The sequence below is a fragment of the Sphingomonas sp. GW821-FHT10C01 genome, from assembly GCF_059415525.1.
The window spans coordinates 49,136-74,659 of sequence record NZ_JBWKNK010000007.1; the positions used below are offsets into that span (position 1 = coordinate 49,136).

The following is a 25,524-nucleotide window of genomic DNA, read 5'->3' on the forward strand; positions in this document are numbered from 1 at the left end:
CCCGAGCCGCTCGCCAAGTGTGCATCAAATCTCGACCAAGACTGGACGATCGTGCCGTGATTGCGCGTTCGCGCTGCCAACGCAGCGCTCTTGTTGCAAGGAGCTGCCCGTGCGGATGCAGAAACGATGGTGGCTCGGCTTTGTCGGCTTGATCGGCCTTTACAAGGTGCCCGAGATGGTTCTCGCCTGGCATGGCCGCGAGAGCGCATGGGCGTTTCTGTCGCTCGGCTGGTTCGTCTGGCTGCTGTATTTCGTCCCCGAGTCGCGTCGCGACCGGTGACGCTCCGCGAAGCGCCGCGCCAGCGGTCGCCGCGATCCGCCGTCATGGCGGAAGCAGACGATAGCCGATACCGCGTACGCCGCCGAGCGTATCGATCGCCCCGGCGTGCTGCAGCTTGCGGCGCAAATTGCTCACATGGCTGTCGACCGTGCGCTCGAGCGCATCGCTTTCGGGCATGCAGGCGTCGAGCAGTTCGCCGCGCGAAAACGCCTTGGTCGGCGCGCGCATCATGTGCGCGAGCAGCTTGAACTCGGTCGTGGTGAGGTTGAGCAGCTGCCGCCGGTCGGCCGTCAGGACATAGGCCGCATGCGATGCGCCATCGAGCTCGAGTGGCCCGTGCCGCACGAGATGGTCCTGGTTCATCCGGCCCCGCCGCAGGATCGCCTTCGCCCGCTCGACTACTTCCAGCGGGTTGAAGGGCTTCACGACATAGTCGTCGGCCCCCAGTCGCAGCGCGGACAGTTTGTCCAGGTCCTCGGCGAGCGCGGTCGCCATGATCACGGGGGTTCCGCCGCGGCGACGGATTTCGGCGAGTACGCCAAAGCCGTCGGTTCGCGGGAGCTTGACGTCCAGAACCATGAGGTCGGGGGACAGCATCGCATGATGCTGCAATGCGATCTCGCCATTGGATGCCGTCACGGTGCGGAAACCATCGCGTGTGAAATAGGCGTCTAGGATCGAGGCGATTTCAGGCTCGTCCTCGACGATCAGTATCAATGCACTTTCCACACGCGACTCCCTTGGGCCGCCCAAACGGCCTGCCGGTCGAGATTAGGCGAATGAATTGTGGAGATTTGATGGAGATGGGCCGCGATGGGTCCGAATTTTCGGCGGGCCCGGCCCATGCCGATGGCACGGCTGTGGGCGAATCCGTGTCCGGCCGGGACGACGCAGGGGGCGTCGTCCCGGACCGAACCCGTTGACGCTCAGAAGCGCATCACGCCGCCGAGCAGAAAGCGATTGCGCTTCACGTCGTCGCTGAACTTGACGTGATCGAATTCGCCGCGGATCGCGAAGGAGCTGTTGACCGCGACTTCGGCGCCGCCACCGAACAGGAAGCCGTCTTCCTTGATCTTGGTGGTGACCGGCTTGCCGCCGATTGCACGGGGCGTCGCGGTCAGGTCGAAGTTCTGGCGGGCCCAGCCGGCCTTGCCGAAGATCAGCGCCTTGTTGCCGATCGCATAGCCTGCGCGGGCCGCCGCGTCGAAGCTGCGGCCGGGGTTGGTCTTGACGTCGGTCGCGCCGACCCGCTGGGTGAACGACTTGCCGCCGCCGCTCAGGCCCAGTTCGACGCCGAGCACGATGTTGCTGTCGGTCTGGATGTCATAGCCCAGATAGCCGCGCCAATCGAAGCTCTTCTTGGCGATATCCAGCTTGGCCGTCTCGCCCGCAACCGGCCGTTCGATGCTCGTCCGGCCGATCCCGGCCGAAATGCCGATCTTGGGTCCGTCGAACGCCTTGTCGCCGTTGTCCTGAGCATGTGCAGTACCGGCGGCGATGAGCGCGAGACCGCCCAGAAGGAATTTGATTTTCATCGGATACTCCAAAACACTGCGGCCCTTATCGACCGACCCGGCCCATCTGACGCGGGACCATGGAGCTTTGGTGGAGGTCGTGCCGATACTGGGTCGAGTCCCGCGGACGACACCCGGCGTTTTGGGATTCGTGCGCTCGTCATCCGCGCGACGCACAGACGTGCTTCGACATCTCATCCACACGACCTCCATCTTTCATGGATCGGGCCTGCACCAAGCCGCCCGATCAGGCGGGAATGGATTACGATCTTCAATGCGGAGGACACATGGCGGCAGATCAGACGGCGGAGGTTGAGCTGCACGGCCCGTCGCCCGCTCGCGGCTCGGGCCTGCGTGTCGCATTGTTCTCGGGAAACTACGATTGCGTTCGCGATGGTGCCAACCAGGCGCTTAACCGGCTCGTCGCGCATCTCCTTCATGAGGAAGGCGCCGTCGTACGCATCTACTCGCCGGTTGCCGCCGAACCGGCCTTCAACTCGGTCGGTGATGTCGTGCCGGTGCGCTCGATCGCGATTCCGGGGCGCGATGAGTATCGGATCGCGCTGGGCCTGCCATCGAGTGTCAGGAAGGATATCCGGGCATTCGCCCCGGACATCATCCACCTGTCCGCACCCGACTGGCTCGGCTGGTCCGCACTGCGCTTTGCGCGCGCGCTCGGCGTCCCCGTCGTCAGCAGCCTCCACACGCGGTTTGAGACCTATCTCGATTATTACGGCCTGAACTGGCTGCGGGAGCCGGTCGAGCGCTATCTGGCGCATTTCTATCGCAGCTGTGACCATGTCCTCGCGCCAACCGAGCCTATCGCGCGCGAGTTTCGGCGGATGGGACTGAACGGGCGCGTTTCCGTCTGGGGACGCGGAGTCGATCACGATCAGTTCAACCCCGCGCGCCGCTGTACAGCATGGCGCCGCGAACTCGGCTATGCGCATGACGAGGTGGTTCCGCTCTTTTTCGGCCGCCTGGTGCGGGAAAAGGGGATCGGCCTCTTCATCGAGGTGATCCGTATCCTGCGTGAGCGCGGGCATCATCTGCGCCCGCTGATCGTAGGAGAGGGGCCGGCGCGGAGCTGGTTCGCCGAACAGCTCCCGGAAGCGCAGTTCATGGGCCATCTTTCCGGCAACCATCTCGGCAGGGCGATCGCGAGCGCCGATGTCCTCATCAACCCTTCGGTGACGGAGGCGTTCGGCAACGTGAATCTGGAAGCGATGGCATCGGGGATCGCGATCATCTCGGCCCAGGTTGAGAGCGCGTCGGCGCTGATCGAGCATGGCGCCTCCGGTCTTCTGGTGAAGCCGGACGATGTCACCGGCTATGCCGATGCGCTCGAGCGTCTGATCCTGTCCCGCACGGACCGGGTCATGCTTGGAACGGCGGCCGCGGAACGCGCCTTGTCGCATGACTGGCGCAGCCAGCTCGCTTCGGTGGCATCGACCTATGCGACATGCCTCCATCGTCGTCACCATGAGGAGGCGCGTCAGCTTGAGATGCGGACGGACATGCACGCTCAGGGGGCGAAAGCCGCTTAGGTATGATCGTCGCCAACCTCCCAGGTGGCGTTCGACACAAGCCGGTTGGTCAGGATGGCAAGGCATCCATCAGAATGAAGGTCGGATCCTGGCGCTGGTAGCTGTTGATGACGGGCACGAGCCGCGTGAAGTGCTCGCTCGCGCAGTGCGCATCCAGGGCGGCCCGATCCGGCCATTCCTCGATGAAGACGAAGTGCCCCGGGTCCTTCTGGTCGACGAACAGGTCATAGGCGATGCAACGCTCCTCCCGTCGCGTCAGCTCGACCAGCTCGCGGTAGAGCGGCAGCACGGTCTCGACAGCCTCGGGCTTGATGAAATCCTGGGCAATGACCTTGAGCATGGAATCGTTCTCCGCTTCACGCCGGAGCCGCTGTGCGGTTCAGCCGGCGGTCCGGCAAGGCCCTATATGGACCGCATCAAGGCCCAACCACGATGCCATCCGGTCCAGCTCGGTCGCCAACCGCGCCATGGTTTCAGGGGGTGCTCCGGGTTCCAGGGTGACGCGATGCGCCAGAAGGACTCCGGCCTGACGGTCGGCCTTCAGGTCGACGCGTGCGACCAGCGCCTCGTCCATGAGGAAGGGCAGGACGTAATAGCCATGCGCGCGCTTGTGCTGAGGCACATAGATTTCGATGCGGTAGCGGAACCCGAACAGACGCTCGGCGCGGCCGCGCTCCCAGATCAGCGGATCGAACGGGGCGAGCAACGAAGCGGCACGCACGCGGCGCGGGACGCGCGCGTCGCGGTGCATCCACGCCTTCTGGCTCCAGCCCTGGACGCGGACGGGGACGAGCGTGCCGGCTTCCACTTCAGCGGCGATCGCGTGATCTGCTTCGTCGGGCTTGAGCCGGTAATAGTCGCGCAGGTCGGCGGCGGTCGCGACGCCGAGCGCGCGTGCGCTGCGTTCGATCAGATCGCGCTGTGCACTCGGCGCGTCCGGCGTTGGCAGGTCGAGCACTGCTCGTGGCAGCACGCGTTCCGGCAGGTCATAGACCCGCGCGAAGCTTCCGCGGCGGGTGGATGTGGTGATCTGGCCCGACCAGAACAGCCATTCGAGCGCGTGCTTGGTGTGGCTCCACTCCCACCAGCCGCTCCGGCTCGACCCATTCTCGAAATCGGCGGCGGTCAGCGGCCCCTCGGCGGCGATCCGGTCGAGCACCGCCTGCGCTTCGGGCCGCCGTTCGCCCGCGAAGCGCTTCAGCGCCTGGTAGCCGATCTCACCGCGCTCGGCGCGGGCCATTCGCCAGCGCAACAGCGGGTGCAGATCGAGCGGAAGCAGCGAGGCTTCGTGGGCCCAATATTCGAACACCCGCCGCTGGCGCTTCGGACCCCAGGCATCGCCTTCGAGCAGCGTGCGATCATAGCCGCCGAGCCGGGAAAAGGCGGGCAGATAATGCGCTCGGGCCAGCACGTTGACGCTGTCGATCTGGAAAAGGCCGAGCCGGTCGAGGGTCTTGCGCAGATGTGCGGAGGTCGTTCGTTCGGGACGAGAAGCGCCGAACCCCTGTGCCGTAAGCGCGATCCTGCGCGCCTCTTCGAGAGAAAGGGTGTTCGTCACCCGATGCTGCTTGCGCGCCCGAGGTTGGAAGCGTCAAGCGGTTGTCCATGCATCGCTTGCCTTTCACGGAACCTTTGCGGGATAGAAACTCTATTGGGTTGCGGCGCCGCGATCCGATGGGCGCTTGGTGGCTGGAGTAGGCGTGAGCCGTAGCGAAGAAGAGGCGGACGCCGGTAGCCGGCAGGCAATCGCGCCACGTGCGGCCAGACGGTGGCGTCGCGCGGCGGTAGGCTTGGTCGTGCTCGTTTCCGTCGTCGCGGGTGCGGCGTGGCTGCAACGGCGCACGATCGCCCGTAGTTTCGTCGACAGCGAACTGGCTCGTCGTGGCGTCCCGGCGCGATATGAGATCGAGCAGCTTTCGCCCTGGCGGCAGCGGCTGACCAATGTCTCGATCGGCGATCCGCGTGACCCCGATCTGGTCGCGGACTGGATCGAGCTTCGAACCTCGCTCACGCCCTGGCGCGCCGAGGTGCTGGTTGCGAAGGCGGGCAAGGTCCGGGTGAGGGGCCGGATCGTGAATGGTGCGCTCTCGCTCGGCTCGCTCGACCGGCTGCTGCCGCCGCCGTCCGGAAAGCCGTTCGAACTTCCCCGCATGATCGTCGACGTCACCGACGCGCAATTCCGGCTCGACAGTGGCGGCGGGCTGGTCGTGCTTGGGCTGAGCGGGAAGGGCATGCTGACCGACGGCTTCGCCGGAACGCTGCGTGCGCACTCGGCCCGCCTCGGGATCGCCGGCTGCACGCTGGACGATGTCGCCGCGACGATGCGGGTCCGCATCAAGGATGGCGCGCCGGGCGTCGACGGGCCGGCCCGGGCGGCCCGGATCGCCTGCGCGGATATGCATGCCACACAAGCGCGGATCGACCTCAAGGCTGCGCTCGACGCCTCACTGGTGCGCTGGAAGGGCAGTGCCGGCCTGGGTGCGTCGGCGATGGCATCGCCCCTGGGCCGGTTGAGCCGGCTGAGCGGTACGATCGGCTTCGATGGCGACCGCAGCCGGACGAGCGGTGAGGTCAGGCTTCGCTCCGGCGCGGTGTCGTCACCGGAAATCAGCGCCGGTTCGGCGGCGATATCCGGCCGCTATGCGATCGGCGAAACCACCACATTCCAGGGTGAGACCAGCGTCCAGGACGCGGCGCTGCCGGCGCCCCTGCTCGGCCGCGTCGCGGCCCAGGGCGACAGCGGACGGGGCACGCCGGCGGCGCCGCTGATCCGGCAGCTCGCGCTTGCCTTGCGAGAGGCTGGCCGGGGTTTCGGCGGCTCCGCAGCCGTCGAACTCGCCATGCGCGGCGACCGCAGCGCGCTTCGCGTGCGGCGGCTCGACCTTGCCGCCCGCTCCGGCGCGCATCTGCGCTTCGATCGGGGCGCCGGTCTCGGACTGGATCTGCGCAACGGCGGGATCGATCTCGCCGGACAGCTTGCGCTCGGCGGTGGCGGTCTGCCGGAAGCGGCGGTGCAGCTGACGCGCCGGTCGGGGAGCGACGAGCTGCGCGGTACCGGCATCGTCCGCCCCTATCGCGCCGGCGGTGCCTCGCTCGAACTCTCGACCCTCGCTTTCCGCCTGCGTGGCCAGATGGGCGAGGTGCGGACCGCGATGAGCCTGTCCGGCCCGCTCGGCGATGGCCGGGTGGACGGATTGTCGATGCCGCTGTTGCTGCGCTGGAACGCGCGGATGATCGACGTGAACCCGGGGTGCGCCACGATCGGCTTCGCGCGCATCGCCGCTGCCGGCGCGGTGCTCGACGGCGACCGGCTCGAGCTATGTCCGGTCGGTCCGGCCATGGCGCGCTGGACCGCGAAGGGGATGAGCGGCGGTATTCGCGTCGTGAAGCCTGACCTCAAGGGCGAAATGGGGGATAGCCCGCTGATCCTCGCGGCGGACGCCGCGCAGCTCGATCTTTCCGCCAGCCGTTTCGCGATCGCCAATGCCGCGGTGCGCCTGGGTACCGATCAGGCGACGCGCCTCGACATCGGCCAGCTCGGCGGCGATTTCCGCGCCGGTCTGGGGGGTGAGTTCGACGCGCTCGCCGGCCGCATCGGTGCCGTGCCGCTGGCGCTGTCCAACGGCAGGGGCAACTGGCGGTTCGAGCAGGGCGACCTGTCGCTTCGCGGCGGCTTCGTCCTGTCCGACACCGAGGCTCAGGCGCGCTTCGAACCCGTGCACGCCCCCGACGCGACCTTGAAGCTGAGCGACGGGAAGATCACCGCGCAAGCCGCGCTTATCGGTCCCAAGCGTCAGGTTTCGGTGGGAAGTGTGACCATCGCGCACGATCTGGCGCAGGGGACGGGACACGCTCTGCTCGACATCCCTGGTATCCGTTTCCAGACCGAAGGGCTGCAACCCAACGAGCTGACCCCGCTCACCTATGGCGTGATCGCCGATGTGGACGGGCTGGTCGCCGGCACCGGCCGCTTCGACTGGACGGGCGAGACGGTGACGAGCACCGGCCGCTTCACCGCGACCAATGTCAGCCTGGCGGCGGTCTTCGGGCAGGTTCAGGGGCTGACGACCCGGCTCGACTTCGACGATCTTCTCAACATGCGCACCGCGCCGGGGCAGGCGGCAAGTATCGCGGAGATCAACCCCGGCGTGCCGGTCCGCGAGGGCGCGTTGCGCTATCGCCTGCTCGATGCCCGCCGCGTCGAGGTGGAAGGCGGGCGCTGGCCCTTTGCCGGGGGCGAGCTGATCCTCGACCCCACCATTCTCGACTTTGACGAGACGCGCGAGCGGCGGATGACCTTTCATGTGAAGGGCGTCGACGCGGCGCTGTTCCTCAAGGAAATGGCGTTCGACAATCTCGACGCCACGGGTACCTTCGACGGCACCCTCCCGATGATCTTCGACGCCAAGGGCGGCCGGATCGAGGGCGGCGAGCTGCGCGCGCGGGCCGGCGGGCGCCTCGCCTATGTCGGCGAGGTATCGCGGCAGGATGTCGGCCTGTGGGGGAATATGGCGTTCCAGGCGCTGAAATCGCTGAACTACAAGAACCTCACCATCCGGATGAGCGGCCCGCTGGCGGGCGAGATGATCACCGATGTCAGCTTCTCCGGCGTCAGCCAGGGGGAGGGGACCAAGTCCAACTTCCTGATCCGCAGGCTGGCGAAACTCCCCTTCGTGTTCAACGTCCGGATCAGCGCCCCCTTCCGCCAGCTGCTCGACTCGGTTCAGTCCTGGTACGATCCCAGCCGCCTGATCGAGCGCAACCTGCCTTCGTTGATCGAAGAACAGAAACGTGCGCAGGAAGCCGCCAAACCCGCCGTTCAGCCCCGTGAAAGCGGTCCTGTCCCATGAAAGGCAAGTATATGCAGCTACGAAGCAAGACACAGGCGTTGCCGCGATGGCTTGGATATCTCGGGGTGGCCCCCGCGATGGTCGCGGGCGGCTGCGTCAACGTGACGGCGCCCGACAAGCCGATCGTCATCAACCTCAACATTTCGATCACCCAGGAAGTGGTCTATCGTCTCGACAACAAGGCGAAGGCCATCATTCAGGACAATCCGGGAATCTTCTGATGCGCAAGATGCTATCCACCTTCGGCCTGGCGGCGGCGCTCACCGCGACGCTCGTCGTTCCCGCCTCCGCCCAGCGCGATCCCGCCTATCAGTCGGCCCGCCAGGCCGGCCTCGTTGGCGAGCAGCCAGACGGCTATCTCGGCATCGTCGGCAGCGCGACGCCCGAGCTTCAGGCGATCGTGAACAACATCAACATCCAGCGGAAGCGCCAGTACACCCAGCAGGCGGCGGCGAGTTCGACGGTTGAGCAGATGGCCTTCGTCACCGGCTGCAACCTGATCGCGCGCACCGCGGCGGGCGAGAAGTACCGCGCGCCCGACGGCCGCTGGCTGACCCGTGGCGGCGATGCCCCGGTTCGGGATCCGCGCTGCCTCTAGGTGACGGCCAAATCGACGGGGAGCGGCGATCGGCCTCGGGTCGATCCGTCACTCCCCGACGAGTTCCCTTTCGGCATCCTCGCCATGAAGGTTCATCAGCGAATCCATCAGGTCGCTCTCGGCGCTTGAGCACACACCCAGCACCACCGCCTCGTCGCAGCCTTCGCCGGTGATGTAGGCGTGGCCCATGTTCGAATCGATGTAGATCGACTGGCCCTGATTCAGTGCGACCGGATCGTAGAATTCGGTATGCACCACGATATTGCCCGACACGACGAAGACGAACTCCTCGCCGGGATGGCGGACGAGTTCGCCGAATTCTTCGGGCGTCTTGGCACGAATGCGCGTCATGATCGGCAGCATTCGTTTCCGCCGCAGCTCCGTGCATAGGTAGAAATAGTCGTAGTTGGACGTCTTGACCCGCACCGCGCGGTCCAGGTCGCCGATGCTGCGCCGGGCGGTGACCTGCGGTTCGCCGCCATCATTCTCGGCGAACAGCTCTGACATGCGGATGTTCAGCCGCCGGCTGAGCTGAAGCAGCTTGTCGTAGGAGAGCGTGAGGCGGTCATGCTCGATCTTGGACAGTGTCGAGACCGGGATGCCGGTCTGCTCGCTCATTTCCTTGAGGGTCCAGCGATTGCGATCGCGTAGACCGCGCAACAATTTGCCGAGCGTAGGCTGGCCGTTCTTCATGCGATGCGGTGCTTTGGTCGGTCGAGCGCGTTTCGGTTTGAGATCATCTTGTCGCAATCGAAAATAGGGTCCGAATCGTAACTATACCGGCCTTGTCGATCAGCGCAATCGAGGGAGCCGAGAGGCCTCTCCCGATTGCGGGCGGAACCGAAGGGCGGGCTGGACCCTCGCTACGGCCATCGATGTCGAAATCGGCCATTGACAAACCGAACGCAGAAGGATTGTCTCAAAATGAAAAAAATTTCATTTGAGAAACTGTCCGTGCCTTTGAAATGTGGGCGCGTGACGCGGGGAGGGCAAGATGCGGTTTGGCGGACTGGTCAAGATGGCGGGCGCGCTCGCGCTGGCGGTGCTGGCGGGCACCGCCGTGTCGAACCCGGCTCCGCCCGGAGCACCGGCCGAGAGTGTCGTCACGCGGCTCCCGGAGCGCGAACTGACCAAGGCGGACGTCGATACCTGGCTGGACGGCTATATGCCTTACGCGCTCGAACGCGGCGATGCGGCCGGTGCCGTCGTCGTCGTGGTTAAGGATGGCAAGCTGCTCACCCAGAGGGGGTTCGGTTACGCCGATGTCGCGAAACGGCAGCCGGTCGATCCTGAAACGACGCTGTTCAAGCAGGCGTCGGTGTCGAAGACGATGACCTGGACCGCGGTCATGCAGATGGTCGAGGCGGGCAAGATCGACCTCGACAAGGACATCAACGCCTATCTCGATTTCAAGATTCCGCCCTATGACGGCAAGCCTGTCACGATGCGCAACCTGATGACGCACACCGCGGGCTTCGATGAGGTTCAGCGCGGCCTCAACAGCTACGATATCAAGGATATCCCGACCCTCGCCGTAGCGATGAAGCGGCAGGTTCCGGCGCGCATCTATGCGCCCGGCGGCACGCCCGCCTATTCGAACTATGGTACCGCGCTTGCCGCCTATATCGTCGAGCGGGTCTCGGGCCTGCCCTTCGACGACTATGTCGAACAACGGATCTTCGCGCCGGCCGGCATGGCGCATTCGACGCTGCGCGCGAAGCTGCCGGCACGGCTCGAGCCGCTGCTCGCCAAGGGCTATAATCTGGGTTCGGGCAAGCCGGGGCGGCCCGAGCTCAACAGCTTCGCGCCGGCTGGCGGCATGGCCGCGTCGGGCGCCGATCTCGGCCGCTTCATGATCGCACATCTCGACAATGGCGGGCCGCTGCTCAAGCCGGAAACCGCGCATCTGATGCATGACAGCATCACCCGCATGATCCCGCCGCTCAACGGCATGGCGCTGGGCTTCTACGAACAGAATATCAACGGGCGCAGGGTGATTTCGCACGCCGGCGATTCGCTCGAGTTCCACAGCCAGATGTGGCTGTTTCTGGGCGAGAGGGTCGGCATCTACATGTCGATGAACGCGGCGGGTTCGAACAAGGTGTCGGGCGCGATCCGCAGCCAGTTGTTCGAAGGATTCGCCGATCGCTACTTCCCCGCGGACCAGCGTGACGGCCGCGTCGATGCAGCGACGGCGCGCGAACATGCGCGGATGATGGTCGGGACGTACAACAAGACCCGGCGGATCGAAGCGAGCTTCCTGAAGGCGCTTGAACTCTTCGGCCAGTATAAGGTCTCGCTCGATGCCGAGGGCGGCCTTGTCTTCAGCGCGGCGCAGGAGGTTGGCGGCGCGCCTCGCAAATGGGTCGAGATCGCACCCTTTGTCTGGCGCGAGGTCGGCGGAAAGATGCGGCTGGCGGCCAAGGTGGAGAATGGCCGCGTCGTCCGCTTCGGGATCGATTCCGCGTCTCCCTACATGCTGTTCGAGCCGGTGCCCTGGTACGGCTCCAGCGCCTGGCTGCTCCCCGCGCTGCTTGTCAGCCTTGGCGTGCTGCTGCTGACCGCGTTCTTCTGGCCGATCACCGCTTTGGTCCGACGGCATTATGGCGCACACCCGGCGCGCAGCGTTGCGGAATGGCGGGCCTATCGCCTTACCCGCGCGCTCGCCGGGATCGCGGTGGCGGTGATGGTCGCGTGGCTGGCGTTCGCGACGTCGCTCCTGTCGGACTTCTCGTCGATGAACGGTGAGCTCGATGGGATGCTGATCGCATTGCGGATCGCGACGCCGCTGATCCTCTTCGCGCTGCTTGGCGCCGCGGCCTGGCATCTCTGGCTGGTCTGGAAGGGCGCGCCGGGCAAGTTCAGCCGCTTCTGGAGCGTGGTGCTGGTGATCGGCGCGATCGTGTTGCTGTGGATCGCGATCGTCTTCCACCTCATCGGTTGGGGGACCGCGTTCTGACGCATCGAATCTTGTTGAAGTTTCTAAATAGAGAATTATTGTCGAATCAGGTCATCGAGGCGTGCGGCGTGCAATCGCCTCGAATGTCCGGCTTCTGATTTTAGCAGGGTGAGTACGTGAACATCCAAACCTCTCTCGATGTGGGCGCCGGGTCGTTGGTCCTGCCGCAGCCCTATCTGCTCTTCCTCGGCGACACGACCGAGCGCGGCTATGCGAAGACGGCGTTCGGGCTACGCGACTGGGCGCCCGAGAAGTGCGTCGGCGAATATGCGTTGCCGGGTGCGACAGTCAGCGCGGGGCTCGAGCAGCTCACCCCGGCGCAGGCTCAGGCGCGCGGCGCTCGCTCGATGCTGATCGGTGTTGCGAACAGCGGCGGCGTCATCGCCGCGAGCTGGATTCCAGCGCTGGTCGAAGCGCTCGACGCCGGCCTCGATATCGTCAGCGGCATGCATATGCGGCTGGGCGATATCCCCGGACTCGCCGAACGGGCACAGCGTCTCGGCCGGCAGTTGATCGATGTGCGCCACCCGCCCGCGGGCTTGCCCGTCGGTTCGGGCCGCAAGCGGACCGGCAAGCGCCTGCTCACCGTCGGAACCGACTGCGCGCTGGGCAAGAAGTACACCGCGCTCGCGATCGCGCGTGCTCTGGCCGACCGCGGGGTCGACGCCGACTTCCGCGCTACCGGCCAGACCGGCATCATGATCGCTGGCGGCGGCATCCCGATGGACGCCGTGGTCTCTGATTTCGAGGCTGGCGCCGCCGAAGCCGTGAGCCCCGACGCCGCGCCGGATCATTGGGACGTGATCGAGGGGCAGGGCTCGCTCTTCCACCCGGCCTATGCCGCGGTGTCGCTGGGGCTGCTCCATGGCAGCCAGCCGGACGCGATCATCGTCTGCCACGAACCTGGCCGTACTGAAGTGCTGGGCCTGCCCGGCTACAAGCTGCCGAGCATCGAGGACACGATCGACCTCAACCTACGCCTCGGTGCCCGGACCAATCCGGCGATTCGCTGCGTGGGCGTGTCGTTCAACACCGCGCATATGGACGCGGAAGCGGCGACGGCGCTGATGAAGGCCGAAAGCGAACGGCTCGGGCTTCCGGTCGCCGATCCCATCCGCGGCGGCGAGGCTTTCGACCGCCTCGTGGACGCCTGCCTCGCATGAACCCGGCTTCAGCCATCGAAGGGAACGCATGATGTCCGAAGCCGCGATCAAGAAGCCGGGCGGATGGCGGCGTGTCCTGCGATGGCTGAAGCGCATCCTGCTCGGTCTGCTGGCCCTTGCCATGATCATCGTGATCATCGGCACGATCTATGAGGCGCTGGGGCGCCGCAATGCGCAGACGAATTATCCGCCGCCCGGCAAGCTGGTCGATGTCGGCGGTCGCAAGATGCACATCGATTGTCGCGGCACCGGGTCGCCGACCGTCGTCTTCGAATCCGGGCTGGGTACCGGCGGCACGATCGACTGGACGCTGGTGCACGACAAGATCGCCCAGACGACCCGCGCCTGCGCCTATGATCGCGCGGGGATCATGTGGAGCGACCCCAAGACCACGCCACAGCACGCCGCCGCCGTGGCCGACGATCTTCATGCGCTACTGAAGGGCGCGGGCATTACCGATCCGCTGGTGCTGGTCGGCCATTCGATCGGTGGGCCCTATGTGCGCGCCTATACCGGAAAATATGGCGATCAGGTCGCCGGGCTTGTGCTGGTCGACACCTCTCACCCCGATCAGGTCGCCCGGCTCGGCAAGGTCTCGAACACCAACGCGCATCCGGGGCAGGTCGCGTGGATCATGCACACGGCGACGAAGCTGGCATGGACCGGCGCCGTGCGGTTCCTGATGGCCAATGCGGGGCAGGGGGACTTGCCCAAGGATGCGACGGCGAAGCTGGCCGCGTACGCCAGCACCTCGGTGGTCGGCGCGACGTCGGAGCTCGACGGGTTCGACGCCACGATGGACGATGCGCGCGTGGTCCGCAGCTTCGGCAACCGCCCGGTGATCGCGCTGACGGCGATGAAGCCGCTTGCCGCGGAGGAATTGCAGGGGCTGAACATGAAGGCGGCGGACGGCGCACGGTTCAAGGCGGAGTGGAAACAGCTCGGTGCCGAGCAGGCCGCGCTCTCGACCCGTGGCCGCCAGCAGACCGTGCCCGACGCCGGCCACTACATCCAGATCGACCGGCCCGACATCGTCATCGCCGCGGTTCGCGAGGTGGTGGGCGAAGTCCGCGCCGACAGCGCCAGGAAACCGGCCACCAGCCAGTAACAATGTCGCCGGGGCACCGGCAGGGAGATGGAATGATGAAGCGTAAGATCCTGTTCGGCGCCCTGTCGTTGCTGCTGGTCGCCAATGCGCCAGCGCCCGAATACGACATCGTGATCCGGAATGGCCGCGTGCTCGACGGCGCGGGAAGCCCGTGGGTTCGCGCCGATGTCGCGGTGAAGGACGGACGCGTGGTCCGTATCGGCCAGGTCTCGGGCAAGGGCGCCAGGGAAATCGACGCGCGCGATCGCTATGTCTCGCCCGGTTTCATCGACATGATGGACCAGTCGGGCAGCGTCCTGCTCAAAAGCGGCGCGGCCGAGAACAAGCTGCGCATGGGCGTGACCACGGTGATCGCGGGCGAGGGTGGCACCCCGGTGCCCGCCGCCGAAATCCCGGCCTATTTCGGCAAGCTCGAGCAGCAGGGCATTTCGATCAACTTCGGCACCTATTACTCCGCCACCCAGGCGCGGATGAAGGTGATGGGCGAAGGCGACGGATCGCCGACCGCGGCGCAGCTCGAGGAGATGGGCCGCGAGGTGAAGCTCGCGATGCGGAATGGCGCGTTCGGTATCACCAGCGCGCTGATCTACCCGCCCAGCAGCTTCCAGACGACGTCGGACCTGGTCACGCTGGCGAAGGTCGCGGCGCAATGCGACGGCTTCTACGCCACCCATATGCGCGACGAGAGCGAAGGGCTGGTCAAGGCGGTCGAGGAAGCGATCGAGATCGGCGAGAAGGGCGGGGTCAAGGTCGAGATCTTCCACCTCAAGGGTGCCTATGCGCCCGGCTGGGGCAAGCTGATGCCGCAGGCGCTGGCGGCGATCAACGCGGCGCGCGCGCGCGGCGTCGATGTTGCGGCTGACCTCTATCCCTATACCGCCGGCGGTACGGGCCTCGAGATCATCGCGCCGAGCTGGGTCTGGGCCGATGGGGTGCAGAAAGGGATCGAGCGGCTGCGCGATCCCAAGGTGCGCGAGCGGATGAAGAAGGAGGTCGCCGCCGGATCGATGCCCGGCTGGTCGAACCTCGTCCACGCCTCGGGCGGCTTCCAGAACGTTCGCCTCGCTAACGGCTTCAGCGACAAATACCGGCCCTATCACGGCAAAAGCCTGGCCGAGATCGGCGCCGCGCTGAAGCGCGATCCCGCCGATGTCGCATGGGATATCCTGCTCGAAGGCCTGCCCAACCGCTCGGTCGCGCTCTATTTCATGATGAACGAGAAGGATATCGAGACTGCCCTAAAGCAGCCCTGGGTCAGCATCGGCAGCGATGCCGCCGCGTCGGAGAAATTCGGCGAGATGGACGACCTGGGTCTGCCGCACCCGCGCGCCTATGGCACCTTTCCGCGCATCATCGCCGAATATGTGAAGCGTCGCCCCGTGCTGTCGCTCGAGGACGCGGTGCGCAAGATGACCGGCTGGCCGGCGCAGCGCATGGGACTCACCGATCGCGGGCTGATCCGCGACGGGATGCGCGCCGACATCGTCGTGTTCGATCTGAACACGCTCGACGACGTCGCGAGCTGGGACAAGCCGACCGCCTCGCCGACCGGGATTGAGACGGTGATCGTCAACGGCGTCGTCACCTTCGCCGACGGCAAGCATAGCGGCGCAAAGGCGGGCAAGGTGCTTCGCCACGGCTGCGGCGTCTAAGGTCATGGCCCGCTATCTCTCCCGGCTTTGCCTCGGCGGACTCGCGCTCGCCGTCTCGGCGCCCGCTCTGGCTGTGGGGCCGAAGGTCGCGACCCCCGAAGATCTCGGCATCGCCGTTTCCGCGCAGATCGCCTGCGCCGGCATCTTCGTCGCGGAGCGGACAGAGGCCGATGTGCTGCGCCAGGATATCCATCCCTTCGCCCCGTTCATGAAGGCGGTGACGCTGGCGGTCGATCGCAAGGCGCGCACCGTCACGGCGTCGGCGCCGGGCACCGCGCCGCGGATCGCGCTCTACCGACCGGTCGCCGGGTGCACCTTGCTGACCGGCGATGTGTCGACCGCCGCGCTCGATGCGCAGGCGGCGCGGCTCAAGCCGATGCGGGCGAAGGCAGCGAAGCCCTGGCCGATCGGTGATGCCCCGGTGACGAAGCTTCAGGCGGCCGCCGAAGCCAAGCTGGATCGCGCCGCGCTCGACACGGCGGTGAGGGCCGCCTTCGACGAGCAGAACAAGGACGGCTATCCCGACACGCGCGCGATCGTCGTGGTTCAGGGCGGCGCGATCGTCGCTGAACGCTATGCGCCGGGGTTCGACCGAAATACCGAGATGCTCGGCTGGTCGGCGAGCAAGAGCATCATGGGAACGCTTGTCGGTCTGCTTGTCGATGACGGCGTACTGAAGCTCGACGACCCCGCACCGGTGCCCGAGTGGCAGGGCGAGGGCGATCCGCGCGCCAAGATCACGCTGCGCCAGTTGCTCACGATGTCGAGCGGCCTTGCCTTCAGCGAAAGCTATGTGCCCGGCAATGACTCGATCAAGATGCTGTTCGAGGCGGGCGACATGGGCGCGATGGCGGCGGCGAAGCCGTTGAAGGACGCACCCGGCACGAGCTGGAGCTATTCGTCGGGGACGACCAACATCCTCTCGCGCATCGTGTTTCAGGCGACCGGCGGGACGCTGGCGGGCATGACGCGTTTCGCGCAGAAGCGATTGTTCGAACCCACCGGAATGACCAGCGCGCTGATCGAACCGGACGAGGCCGGGGTCCAAGTCGGCAGTTCCTATGCCTATGCCACCGCGCGCGACTGGGCGCGCTATGGCGTGCTTCACCTCAACGGGGGCAAGGTCGGCGGCAAGCAACTGCTCTCAAAGGCATGGCTCGATTTCGCGGTGACCCCGACCAAGGCCTCTCCGCGGCCCGTCTATGGCGCGCAGCTCTGGCTGAACCAGGCCGAAAGCGCGGGCGAGCGCCGCAAGCTCTACCCCGACTTACCCGAGGATACCGTGATGGCGCGGGGGCACAGCTTCCAGATCGTCGCCGCGATCCCGTCGCAGGACGCGGTGATCGTCCGGCTCGGCTGGACCCCCGAGGGGCAGAGTTTCGACTGGAACAAATATCTCTCGCGGATCGCGGCGGCGCTCGCGCCCGCAAAGACGACTCCCTGAATCGATCGAAGGACGAATTTCGATGACGAATACCCAGCTTTCGCTCGACGTGGCGATCGACTCGCTTCCGCTTGCCAAGCCGTTCCGCATCTCCGGCCATGTCTTCACCGAGGCGCCGGTGGTGATCGTCACGGTTTCGGACGGCATTCACATCGGGCGCGGTGAGGCGGCGGGAGTCTATTATCTGGGTGACGATGTTCCGGCGATGACCGCGGCGATCGAGGGGGCACGGGCGGCGGTCGAGGCCGGGATCACCCGCGACGGACTGCAGAACCTGCTGCCGGCCGGCGGCGCGCGCAACGCGATCGACTGTGCGTTGTGGGAGCTTGGCGCACGGCGCAGCGACACGCCGGTGCACGAGCTGGCGGATCTGCCCGCGCCGCGCGCGCTGCGCACCACCTTCACGCTTGGCGCCGACGACCCCGAAGTCATGGCGGCGGGCGCACGCGACTTCGCACAGGCACGCGCGCTCAAGCTCAAGCTGACCGGCGATCTCGACCTCGACATCGCCCGGGTCGACGCGGTGCGCGCGGCGCGCCCCGATTGCTGGATCGGCGTCGATGCCAATCAGGGCTTTGCGATCGGCGAGCTGGACCAGCTGATCGCCGCGCTGGTCGCCGCCGATGTGAAGCTGCTCGAACAACCGCTGGCGCGCGGGCGCGAGGCCGACCTCGACGGCTATGGCAGCCCGATCCCGCTTGCGGCGGACGAGAGCGTTCTGACGCTCGCCGATATCGATGGGCTGGTCGGCCGGTTCGACGTCGTCAACATCAAGCTCGACAAGTGCGGCGGCCTGACCGAGGGCCTCGCCATGGCGCGCCGCGCGCGCGAGCTGGGTCTTGGCGTGATGGTCGGCAACATGGTCAGTTCCAGCCTGGCGATGGCGCCCGCCTTCATCGTCGGCCAGCTCTGCGACATCGTCGATCTCGACGGACCGATCTTCCTTGCCGCCGACCGCACGCCCTCGATCGAATATCGCGACGGCGATGCCTGGTGCAGCGAAGCAATCTGGGGACGCGGATGACCGCGCCCGAAACCGACAGGAGAAGGAACAGGGCATGAAGAAGGTCATTGTGGCGGCGCTGACCTGCGCCGCATTCGTCCAGCCTGCCATCGCGCAGGAAGCGCCGGCACGGACCTATGTCCATGCCGGCCGTTTGCTTGCCGATCCGGCGAGTGGCCGGGTCGAGACGGCGAAGACGATCGTCGTCGAGCGCGGCAAGATCGTCGAGATCCGCGACGGCTATGTCGGCGAGGGGAAGGTGGTCGATCTGCGCGACGCGTTCGTCATGCCCGGCCTGATCGACAGCCATGTTCACCTGACCTTTGAATCGAGCCCGACCAGCCGGCTCGACGCGGTGACCAAATCGACCACCGACCAGGCGTTCGACGGCGTCGTCTATGCCGGGCGGACGGTTCGCGCCGGCTTCACCACGGTCGTCGATCTCGGCGCGTCGATGGAAGCGATCAAGGCGCTGCGCGACGCGACCGCCAGCGGCAAGATCGTCGGCCCGCGCATCATCGCCGCGGGCGGGGTCGCCGCGCATGGCGGGCATGGCGATGCCCATGGATATCGTCAGGAGATCATCGACCTGTTCCGCTCGCCGACGCTCTGCTCGGGCGCCGACGATTGCGCGCGCGCGGTGCGGCAGGCAATTCAGTCGGGTGCCGACATCATCAAGACCGCCTCGACCGGCGGGGTGATGTCGAACACCGCGGCGGGTCTCGGCCAGCAGATGAGCGACGCCGAATTGGTTTCGATCGTCGAGACCGCGCATCGGCTCGGCCGTAAGGTCGCCGCGCACGCGCATGGCACCGACGGCGTCAACGCCGCGCTGCGCGCGGGCGTGGACTCGGTCGAGCACGGCACGTTCATGGACCCGGAATCGATCCGGCTGTTCAAGGCGAAGGGGAGCTATCTCGTCCCGACCCTGCTTGCCGGCGACACGGTGGCGCGGCAGGCCGATACCGCCGACTGGATGCCCGAGCCGGTCCGCGTCAAGGCGCGCACCGTTGGTCCGCTGATGATCGATGCGCTGCGTCGTGCCCATCAGGGCGGCGTCAAGATCGCCTTCGGCACCGACTCCGCCGTGTCAAAGCATGGCGAAAATGCCCGCGAGTTCGCGCTGATGGTGAAGGCGGGGATGACCCCGCTCGACACGATCCGCGCGGCGACCGTGTGGGGCGCGACGCATATCGGGCTGGAGAATGAGATCGGCTCGATCGCGGCGGGCAAGGCGGCCGACATCGTCGCGGTGCGCGGCGATCCGCTCAAGGACGTCAAGCAACTCGAAGCGGTGCATTTCGTGATGAAGGGCGGCGCCGTCGTCCGCCCGGCCGGGGAGTGATCCGGCCTCGTCGTTCCACACAAGAATGAGCGGCCTCGCAGCGCGAGGCACGCCGGGAGAGTGAGAGATGCGATCGATCGTGCAAACAGCCTTGTTGCCGTTCGCCCTATTGCTGGGCGTCGGTGCATCGGGGCAGGCGCAAACGCCTGTCCCGGCCGCCCCGAAGGCGGCGCAATCGGCTCCGGCCGCCGCCCCGGCAGCGGCGCCCTTGGCGCCGGGCGCCAGGCCGCTGACCAAGGAGGACCTTGACGGCTGGCTCGACGGCCTGATGCCCTACGCGCTCGCACGCGGCGACCTGGCGGGCGCCGTCGTGGTCGTGGTCAAGGACGGCCAGGTGGTGACCCAGCGCGGCTTCGGCTATGCCGATGTCGCCAAGCGCACCCCGGTCGATCCGGACAAGACGCTATTCCGCCCCGGATCGGTGTCGAAGCTGTTCACCTGGACCGCGGTGATGCAGGAGGTCGAGGCGGGCCGCATCGATCTCGACAAGGACGTCAACGCCTATCTCGATTTCCAGATTCCGGCCTATCAGGGCAAGCCCGTGACGATGCGCCAGCTGATGACGCATACGGCCGGGTTCGAAGAGCATGGCAAGCGCACCATCTTCGAGGACCTCAAGTTCAACATCTCGCTCGGCGACTATGTGAAGATCCAGCCCAAGCGGATCTACGCCGCGGGGACGACGCCGTCCTATTCCAACTACGGCACGGCGCTGGCGGGCTATATCGTCGAGCGTACCTCGAAGATGTCGTTCGACGACTATATCGAGCAGCGCATCTTCCGTCCGCTCGGCATGGCCCGTTCGACCTTCCGCCAGCCGCTGCCCAAGGGGTTCGAGCCGCACATGGCTGCGGGATACCGCAAGGGTTCGGATGCGGCATCGAAGTTCGAGATCGTCGGCCCGGCACCGGCAGGCTCGCTTTCGTCGACCGGTGCGGACATGGCGAAGTTCATGATCGCGCACCTCAACCAGGGCGCAGGGCTGATGAAGCCCGAAACCGCGAAGACGATGCACGACACGCCGCTGACCTTGCTGCCGCCGCTCAACCGGATGGAACTGGGTTTCTTCGAGACGAACATCAACGGCCGCCAGGTGATCGCGCACCTGGGCGATACCCAGCTGTTCCACACCGCGCTCCATTTGTTCATGAACGAGAAGATCGGCCTCTATCTGTCGGTCAACGCGACCGGGGCGGAGGGCGCGGCTGGGCCGGTGCGCAAGGCATTGTTCGAGAAATTCGCCGACCGCTATCTGCCCGGCAACGAAATGCCCACGACCCGAGTCGATGCGAAAACCTCGGCCGAGCATGCGCGGATGATGGCCGGAAACTGGCTCAACAGCCGCCGTGCTGAATCGAACTTCTACGCGCTCGCCTCGCTCGTCGGTCAGTTCACCATCAGCGTCGGCCCGAACGGCGAGTTGCTCGTTCCGGCGCTGCGCGACATCAACAACGCGCCGACGAAATGGGTCGAGACCGCGCCGTTCGTCTGGCACAACGCCAACGGTCATGGCCGGCTCGCCGCGCAGGTCGTCGACGGCAAGGTCGTGCGCTGGAGCATGGACGGCATCTCACCCTTCATGGTGTTCGACCGCGCGCCCACGTTCAAGTCGGCGGCGTGGATCAAGCCGGCCTTCTATGTCGGGTTCGCCGTACTGCTGCTGACCTTCCTGCAATGGCCGGTCTCGGCCCTGATCCGCCGCAACTACAAGGCGCCGTTGACGCTCTCGCGCCGCTCGCTGCTCGCCTATCGCGGGGTGCGGGTCGCGTCGGGGCTGGTGATTGCGCTCACCACCGCATGGCTGGTCAGCCTGTCGACGCTCAAGGCGATCCCGTCCTTCGATCCCTGGCTGTGGGTCTTGCAGATCTCGGGCCTGATCGTCTTCGTCTGCGGCGTGCTGATCGCATTGTGGAACCTGCGCATCGTCCTTCAGGAAAAGCGCGGCTGGTTCCGCGCGCTCTGGGCGGTGCTGGTGCTGCTGGCGATGCTGCTGGCGCTTCACATCGCTTGGACCTTTGGCCTGATCGCGATGACGGTGAACTACTGATCCTCACCACCGACTGAAACCGCGGCTCGTCCTCGAGCCGCGGTTTCCCCAGTGCCGCCGCGCCCGACGATGCTCCCTTCGTCAGGCGCGGCGAAGCTGTCTCTGCCGTATGAACTCGCCGAACCCGATCTGACGGGCGGGGAGGGGGATATCGCCGTTCCCGAACGACGGGTAGGCGTCGGCGGAAGGCTTGAGCTGTCCCGGTGCCCTCGTGGTTCGATCGCCCGCCACGGCAAGCCGGTCATCCCATAAGCCGATGCGGTCGCTGCGCCAGCCAGAGCGGCATCACCTGACCTGGTGCTGGGCGGACGGGAGAAATCCTTCTGCTCCTCTCGGAGCCCCAGCTGATCCCCTCGCCAAGTCTAGCCTCCCGGCTTGGCTGAGAGGGCCTCAACATAGTTGCGATGACTGTACCCATGCAAATTTCGGGTTCGTGGCTGTTTCATCCAACGGAGCGGAACAAACAAAAAGAGGCGGCGGGTAATCCCGCCGCCTCCAGTGATCTGAGGATGAAGCTCGAGGGTCAGAAGGTGAGCTTCACACCACCAGAAACATAGCGCCCGATCACGTCGTAGTTCGGCGTGATATACTGGGTAAGCGGCGGATCGCGGTCGAACAGGTTGTTGACGTTGCCGAACAGCGTGAACGAACCGACCTTGGCCTGAAGTCCGATATCGACATAGGTGCGGCTGCCATTGCGGCCGTCGACGATCTTCTGCGCGTTATACGTGCCGCCACCGACATAACGGACACGCAGATTGGCGCCGAAATTGGCGTTGTCGAACGCCACCGTCGTGCTCCCGCGCCATTTCGGGGTCGAGAAGGCGGTCTCGCCGCCGACGATGCCCGACACCTCGACGCCGTCGACCTTCAGGTGGAGGACGTGGTTGGCCAGCGCACGGACGGTCAGTTGCCCGTTGCCGAGCGCCGTGCGGTACGTTGCTTCGATGTCCAACCCCTGCGTGTTGTAGTTGGCGAGGTTGAGATACGGGTTCGTCATCGTGTCGATTTCGCCGTTCGTCTTGCGGACGATGACGCCGCCGCAGGTCGGATCGGACGGTGCCTTGGCAAAACACTGGGTGAGCAGCGTCTGCGTCGGGATCACCGTGATGACGTTGTCGATGTTGATGTCGTAATAGTCGACCGACAGGCGGAAGCCCGGGATGAAGCTCGGCGAATACGATCCGCCCAGCGTCAGCGTGTGTGAGATCTCCGGCGTGAGGTTCTTGTTGCCGCCGCCATAGACGGTGACGTTGCTCTGGACCGCGCCGCCCCGATAGGGATCCTGGAAGACGCCGATATTCACCGAACGGCTCAGATAATATTCGGTGATGCTGGGCGAACGGATGTCGCGCGAATAGACGGCGCGCAGCAACAGGTCGTTGACCAGGCGCAGCGTTCCGCCGGTCTTCCACGACCAGATACCGCCGCTGGTGCTGTAGTCCGAATAGCGCGCGGCGCCGTTGATCTCGAGCTTGGCCACGCCCTCGGCATTGATCAGCGGCAGGTTCGCTTCGACAAAGGCTTCCTTGACGTTGAAGCCGCCGTTGGTCGCCGACGAATTGAGCACGCTCAGTGCATTGGCCAGCGACAGCGGGTCGACATAGTTGGTGACCTGCTTTTCCCAGCGAACATCGGTGCCGAGCGCGATGTCGACCGGTCCGGCCCAGGTGGAGAAGGGCTGGCCCGACAGGCTGGCGCCCGCCGCGTCGAGCTTGATCGTGGCGATCATGTGCGAGCCGCCAAACGCCCATTTCGCCGCCGCGTCGGAGATATTGCCGTTGCCGAGGATATTGATCGGCACGCAATTGGGGTCGTCATTGGCGGTCGATGCGTCGGCGTTGATCCGGCACGTCGGCGTGCCGCCGACCAGCACTGAATCCACGCCATTGGCGAAGCGCGCCTTGATCCGCTGGTTGTTGATCCCCTGATCGAGCCGGATTTCGCCGTGATCATAATAGGCGTTGTACTTCCAGCCATTGCCGAAGCTGCCCTCCAGGCCGATCGCGCCCTCCAGGTTGCGGCGGCTGTACTTGAGCCTCAGCATCTCCCGCTTGGAGCCGATATCGTCCATGAAGCGGCCGAGCAGGAACGGTCCGGTGACGCCGGCGGCGGCCAACCGCGTACGGTTCGCCGCGGTCAGGAAGGCGTTGTCGGGCCGGATCAGCGTGCTCGCGTCGGCCGCGGTCTCGGGGAACAGGCCGTAATTGCCGGTCATGCGGTGGAAGCTGAACTGTGCCCAGACCTTCAACGAATCGGTCACGTCATAGCTGGCGCGGGCAAAGGCGTTGACGCGCTCATAGGGCGCGCTGACCGCGACATAGTCGAAGGTGTTCTGGCCGCCGCCGCCGACCGTCGTCGCGCCACTGGTGACGCTGCCGTACGGGAACGGGCTGATGCTGCCGTCGGGGTTGAAGACCAGGCCATAGGGCGCGGCGCTGGTGCTGAGGATCGAGCCGCCATTATAGACTTGGGTCGAATTGGGATCCCGGACGAACTTCAGGCCTTCGGTCGGATGCACGAACAGGCCGGCCTCGAGGTTGGGACGCCCCTTGCGGCTGAGGATGCCGTTTTCCTTCATATAGTCGCCCGCGACCATGAAGTGGCCGCGCCCGCCCGCGAAGTCGGTGCCCCAGGCGATGTCGGCGCCGTAGCGCCCGCCGTCGCCGCGCGTCGATACGCCCGCCTGGGCGCCGAGCTTCCATCCGGTGAAGTCGTCGTCCAGGATGATGTTGACCACGCCCGCGACCGCGCCCGATCCCCATGCCGCCGATGCGCCGCCGGTGACGACGTCGATGCGCTTGACCAGGCTTTGCGGCACCGTGTTGAGGTCCTGCGAACCCGTGAAGCGGTGGCCGTTGAGCAGGGTGAGCGTGCGCACCCCGCCAAGCCCGCGCATGTCGGCGGTCGAGACGCCGCTATTGGTGTTGCCGGCGGTGGTCGTCGGGGTCGAGCTTGCCCGGAACTGGGGTACGTCGTTCAGTACCTGCGCCACGCTCGGGCGGTTGCCCAGCGCCAGCTCGGCCTCGCCGATCACGGTGGTGGGGGTGGGGGCGTCGAAGCCGGAGCGCTGGATTCGCGACCCGGTCACCACGACCTCCTCTTCGCTGGCCGAGGCCGCCTCCGTGGGCGCCGTCTGCGCATAGGCCGGGCTCAGGCCGATCGTGGCCGTAAGCGCGGTGCTGGCTAGCCAGCCCAGTCGAACAAACTTCATAGAAATCCCCTTCCCTGACTCTGGCGAGCGCTGCAGGTCCGGCCATCTTCTTTAGGAATGGTCTTGAATGAGACTGCGGCTTGCCGATCGACATAGAGGCAGACCATCTGGAGAAATTCAAGATAAAAAGAGAAAAATTTCATATTAGAGAAATATGAGTGTGACTCCGTATGAGTGTGACTCTGGGTGTGTGTGGGGCGAATTGGCGGCGCTTGGACGGTTCTCAGGTCAGCGACGGGTGGGGCCAGCCTGTCTGCGGCGGAGACGACCGCCTCTTCAGGAGTGGGTGCCGGCCGCGATCCGTCTCCGGCAAGCAGCGGCTTCAACCAGGGCGCGTTTCCAGTCGCACGTGGCAGGTGTCGATCGCGCGACCTCTTGCGCGCATCATGGTCCATGTAACTCCCTCTGCCCGATTCCGCTGCTGGGGCCGGCAAGGGGAGGGGGAGTCGGTAAGCGCCGGACGGGCGCACATCGTCCGACGGGCTGGTGCCATCACCTATAGGTCGCCCATCTCCGCGAATGATCGCATGCCCCGCGGATGCGTGGCTGTGACAGTGGCTCGATATACGGCCGTGAACGGCGGAAAACTGCGGTTTTCTGAAAAATTGAAATAAAAGTGCAAAAGCGTGTTGACCGAATCGTGAGGCGGGCATAGAAGCCGCTCCACCGACGGGGTGAGCCACTACGGAGCGCTCTGACGGTCACCAAAAGCAAGGCGCACAAGTCGCCCCGGTAAGAGGGGTTGATGGTGCGTCGGTTTTTGTCGCTCTTTGACATTGTGATTTTGATGAAGGGACATG

The 25,524-nt window shown here is 65.9% G+C and carries 19 protein-coding genes; 13 read left to right on the forward strand and 6 right to left on the reverse strand.

Annotated elements, in window-relative coordinates:
• Positions 1-109 precede the first annotated feature (109 nt).
• Positions 110-280, forward strand: a complete 171-nt coding sequence (locus tag AC07M1_RS18725) for a hypothetical protein (protein ID WP_495164159.1) — start codon at positions 110-112, stop codon at positions 278-280.
• Between the two features lie 42 nt (positions 281-322).
• Here the strand turns inward: AC07M1_RS18725 and AC07M1_RS18730 are convergent, their stop codons facing one another.
• Together AC07M1_RS18730 and AC07M1_RS18735 are read right to left on the reverse strand one after the other, a co-directional pair.
• Positions 323-1,009 carry a response regulator gene (locus AC07M1_RS18730; RefSeq protein WP_495164160.1) on the reverse strand — a complete coding sequence of 229 codons (687 nt, stop codon included), beginning with the start codon at positions 1,007-1,009 and terminating at the stop codon, positions 323-325.
• A 197-nt stretch (positions 1,010-1,206) separates the two neighbouring features.
• Complete coding sequence (locus AC07M1_RS18735; RefSeq protein ID WP_495164161.1) at positions 1,207-1,815, reverse strand: outer membrane protein; 609 nt, start codon at positions 1,813-1,815, stop codon at positions 1,207-1,209.
• Between the two features lie 266 nt (positions 1,816-2,081).
• Here AC07M1_RS18735 and AC07M1_RS18740 point away from each other — a divergent pair, with 266 nt between their 5' ends.
• The gene (locus AC07M1_RS18740) at positions 2,082-3,341 is read left to right on the forward strand and encodes a glycosyltransferase family 4 protein (protein WP_495164162.1); all 1,260 of its coding nucleotides are present in this window, start codon (positions 2,082-2,084) and stop codon (positions 3,339-3,341) included.
• Positions 3,342-3,390: 49 nt separating this feature from the next.
• Here the strand turns inward: AC07M1_RS18740 and AC07M1_RS18745 are convergent, their stop codons facing one another.
• Together AC07M1_RS18745 and AC07M1_RS18750 are read right to left on the reverse strand one after the other, a co-directional pair.
• Positions 3,391-3,681: a putative quinol monooxygenase gene (locus AC07M1_RS18745; RefSeq protein ID WP_495164163.1), complete on the reverse strand. Its 291-nt coding sequence runs from the start codon at positions 3,679-3,681 to the stop codon at positions 3,391-3,393.
• Positions 3,682-3,720: 39 nt separating this feature from the next.
• Positions 3,721-4,899, reverse strand: a complete 1,179-nt coding sequence (locus AC07M1_RS18750) for a winged helix-turn-helix domain-containing protein (RefSeq protein WP_495164164.1) — start codon at positions 4,897-4,899, stop codon at positions 3,721-3,723.
• Positions 4,900-5,041: 142 nt separating this feature from the next.
• On the opposite strand from AC07M1_RS18750, the gene AC07M1_RS18755 reads away from it, so the two are divergent.
• The 3 genes from AC07M1_RS18755 (at position 5,042) to AC07M1_RS18765 (ending at position 8,789) form a co-directional block, all read left to right on the forward strand.
• Positions 5,042-8,191 (forward strand): intermembrane phospholipid transport YdbH family protein, encoded by a 3,150-nt coding sequence (locus tag AC07M1_RS18755; protein WP_495164165.1) that lies wholly within the window; start codon positions 5,042-5,044, stop codon positions 8,189-8,191.
• Between the two features lie 65 nt (positions 8,192-8,256).
• Entirely contained in the window at positions 8,257-8,412 is a 156-nt protein-coding gene (locus tag AC07M1_RS18760; RefSeq protein ID WP_495164166.1) for a YnbE family lipoprotein, read from the forward strand.
• On the forward strand, positions 8,412-8,789 hold the full coding sequence (locus AC07M1_RS18765) for a YdbL family probable chaperone protein (RefSeq protein ID WP_495164167.1): 378 nt from the start codon (positions 8,412-8,414) through the stop codon (positions 8,787-8,789). Before AC07M1_RS18760 ends, AC07M1_RS18765 begins: the two co-directional genes overlap by 1 nt.
• Positions 8,790-8,837: 48 nt before the next feature.
• Here the strand turns inward: AC07M1_RS18765 and AC07M1_RS18770 are convergent, their stop codons facing one another.
• Complete coding sequence (locus AC07M1_RS18770; RefSeq protein ID WP_495164168.1) at positions 8,838-9,482, reverse strand: helix-turn-helix domain-containing protein; 645 nt, start codon at positions 9,480-9,482, stop codon at positions 8,838-8,840.
• Positions 9,483-9,954: 472 nt separating this feature from the next.
• On the opposite strand from AC07M1_RS18770, the gene AC07M1_RS18775 reads away from it, so the two are divergent.
• The 8 genes from AC07M1_RS18775 (at position 9,955) to AC07M1_RS18810 (ending at position 21,510) form a co-directional block, all read left to right on the forward strand.
• Entirely contained in the window at positions 9,955-11,748 is a 1,794-nt protein-coding gene (locus tag AC07M1_RS18775; protein ID WP_495164177.1) for a serine hydrolase domain-containing protein, read from the forward strand.
• Between the two features lie 116 nt (positions 11,749-11,864).
• Entirely contained in the window at positions 11,865-12,911 is a 1,047-nt protein-coding gene (locus AC07M1_RS18780; protein WP_495164169.1) for an N-acetyltransferase DgcN family protein, read from the forward strand.
• 31 nt (positions 12,912-12,942) lie between these two features.
• Entirely contained in the window at positions 12,943-14,019 is a 1,077-nt protein-coding gene (locus AC07M1_RS18785; RefSeq protein ID WP_495164170.1) for an alpha/beta fold hydrolase, read from the forward strand.
• A 35-nt stretch (positions 14,020-14,054) separates the two neighbouring features.
• A complete protein-coding gene (locus AC07M1_RS18790; protein ID WP_495164171.1) occupies positions 14,055-15,671 on the forward strand; it encodes an N-acyl-D-amino-acid deacylase family protein in 1,617 nt (538 codons plus the stop codon).
• Between the two features lie 4 nt (positions 15,672-15,675).
• Positions 15,676-17,115: a serine hydrolase domain-containing protein gene (locus AC07M1_RS18795; RefSeq protein WP_495164172.1), complete on the forward strand. Its 1,440-nt coding sequence runs from the start codon at positions 15,676-15,678 to the stop codon at positions 17,113-17,115.
• Positions 17,116-17,137: 22 nt separating this feature from the next.
• Entirely contained in the window at positions 17,138-18,139 is a 1,002-nt protein-coding gene (locus AC07M1_RS18800) for a dipeptide epimerase (RefSeq protein ID WP_495164173.1), read from the forward strand.
• 34 nt (positions 18,140-18,173) lie between these two features.
• Complete coding sequence (locus AC07M1_RS18805) at positions 18,174-19,463, forward strand: metal-dependent hydrolase family protein (protein ID WP_495164174.1); 1,290 nt, start codon at positions 18,174-18,176, stop codon at positions 19,461-19,463.
• A 67-nt stretch (positions 19,464-19,530) separates the two neighbouring features.
• Positions 19,531-21,510: a serine hydrolase domain-containing protein gene (locus tag AC07M1_RS18810; RefSeq protein WP_495164175.1), complete on the forward strand. Its 1,980-nt coding sequence runs from the start codon at positions 19,531-19,533 to the stop codon at positions 21,508-21,510.
• Positions 21,511-22,033: 523 nt separating this feature from the next.
• Here the strand turns inward: AC07M1_RS18810 and AC07M1_RS18815 are convergent.
• Positions 22,034-24,724 carry a TonB-dependent receptor plug domain-containing protein gene (locus AC07M1_RS18815; RefSeq protein WP_495164176.1) on the reverse strand — a complete coding sequence of 897 codons (2,691 nt, stop codon included), beginning with the start codon at positions 24,722-24,724 and terminating at the stop codon, positions 22,034-22,036.
• Positions 24,725-25,524: the final 800 nt, after the last annotated feature.

Coding starts and splice junctions, on each gene's coding strand:
- AC07M1_RS18735 (WP_495164161.1), bottom strand. CDS start 1,815: ATGAAAATCAAATTCCTTCTGGGCGGTCTCGCGCTCATCGCCGCCGGT.
- AC07M1_RS18740 (WP_495164162.1), top strand. CDS start 2,082: ATGGCGGCAGATCAGACGGCGGAGGTTGAGCTGCACGGCCCGTCGCCC.
- AC07M1_RS18745 (WP_495164163.1), bottom strand. CDS start 3,681: ATGCTCAAGGTCATTGCCCAGGATTTCATCAAGCCCGAGGCTGTCGAG.
- AC07M1_RS18765 (WP_495164167.1), top strand. CDS start 8,412: ATGCGCAAGATGCTATCCACCTTCGGCCTGGCGGCGGCGCTCACCGCG.
- AC07M1_RS18770 (WP_495164168.1), bottom strand. CDS start 9,482: ATGAAGAACGGCCAGCCTACGCTCGGCAAATTGTTGCGCGGTCTACGC.
- AC07M1_RS18775 (WP_495164177.1), top strand. CDS start 9,955: ATGCCTTACGCGCTCGAACGCGGCGATGCGGCCGGTGCCGTCGTCGTC.
- AC07M1_RS18785 (WP_495164170.1), top strand. CDS start 12,943: ATGTCCGAAGCCGCGATCAAGAAGCCGGGCGGATGGCGGCGTGTCCTG.
- AC07M1_RS18790 (WP_495164171.1), top strand. CDS start 14,055: ATGAAGCGTAAGATCCTGTTCGGCGCCCTGTCGTTGCTGCTGGTCGCC.
- AC07M1_RS18795 (WP_495164172.1), top strand. CDS start 15,676: ATGGCCCGCTATCTCTCCCGGCTTTGCCTCGGCGGACTCGCGCTCGCC.
- AC07M1_RS18800 (WP_495164173.1), top strand. CDS start 17,138: ATGACGAATACCCAGCTTTCGCTCGACGTGGCGATCGACTCGCTTCCG.
- AC07M1_RS18805 (WP_495164174.1), top strand. CDS start 18,174: ATGAAGAAGGTCATTGTGGCGGCGCTGACCTGCGCCGCATTCGTCCAG.
- AC07M1_RS18810 (WP_495164175.1), top strand. CDS start 19,531: ATGCGATCGATCGTGCAAACAGCCTTGTTGCCGTTCGCCCTATTGCTG.
- AC07M1_RS18815 (WP_495164176.1), bottom strand. CDS start 24,724: ATGAAGTTTGTTCGACTGGGCTGGCTAGCCAGCACCGCGCTTACGGCC.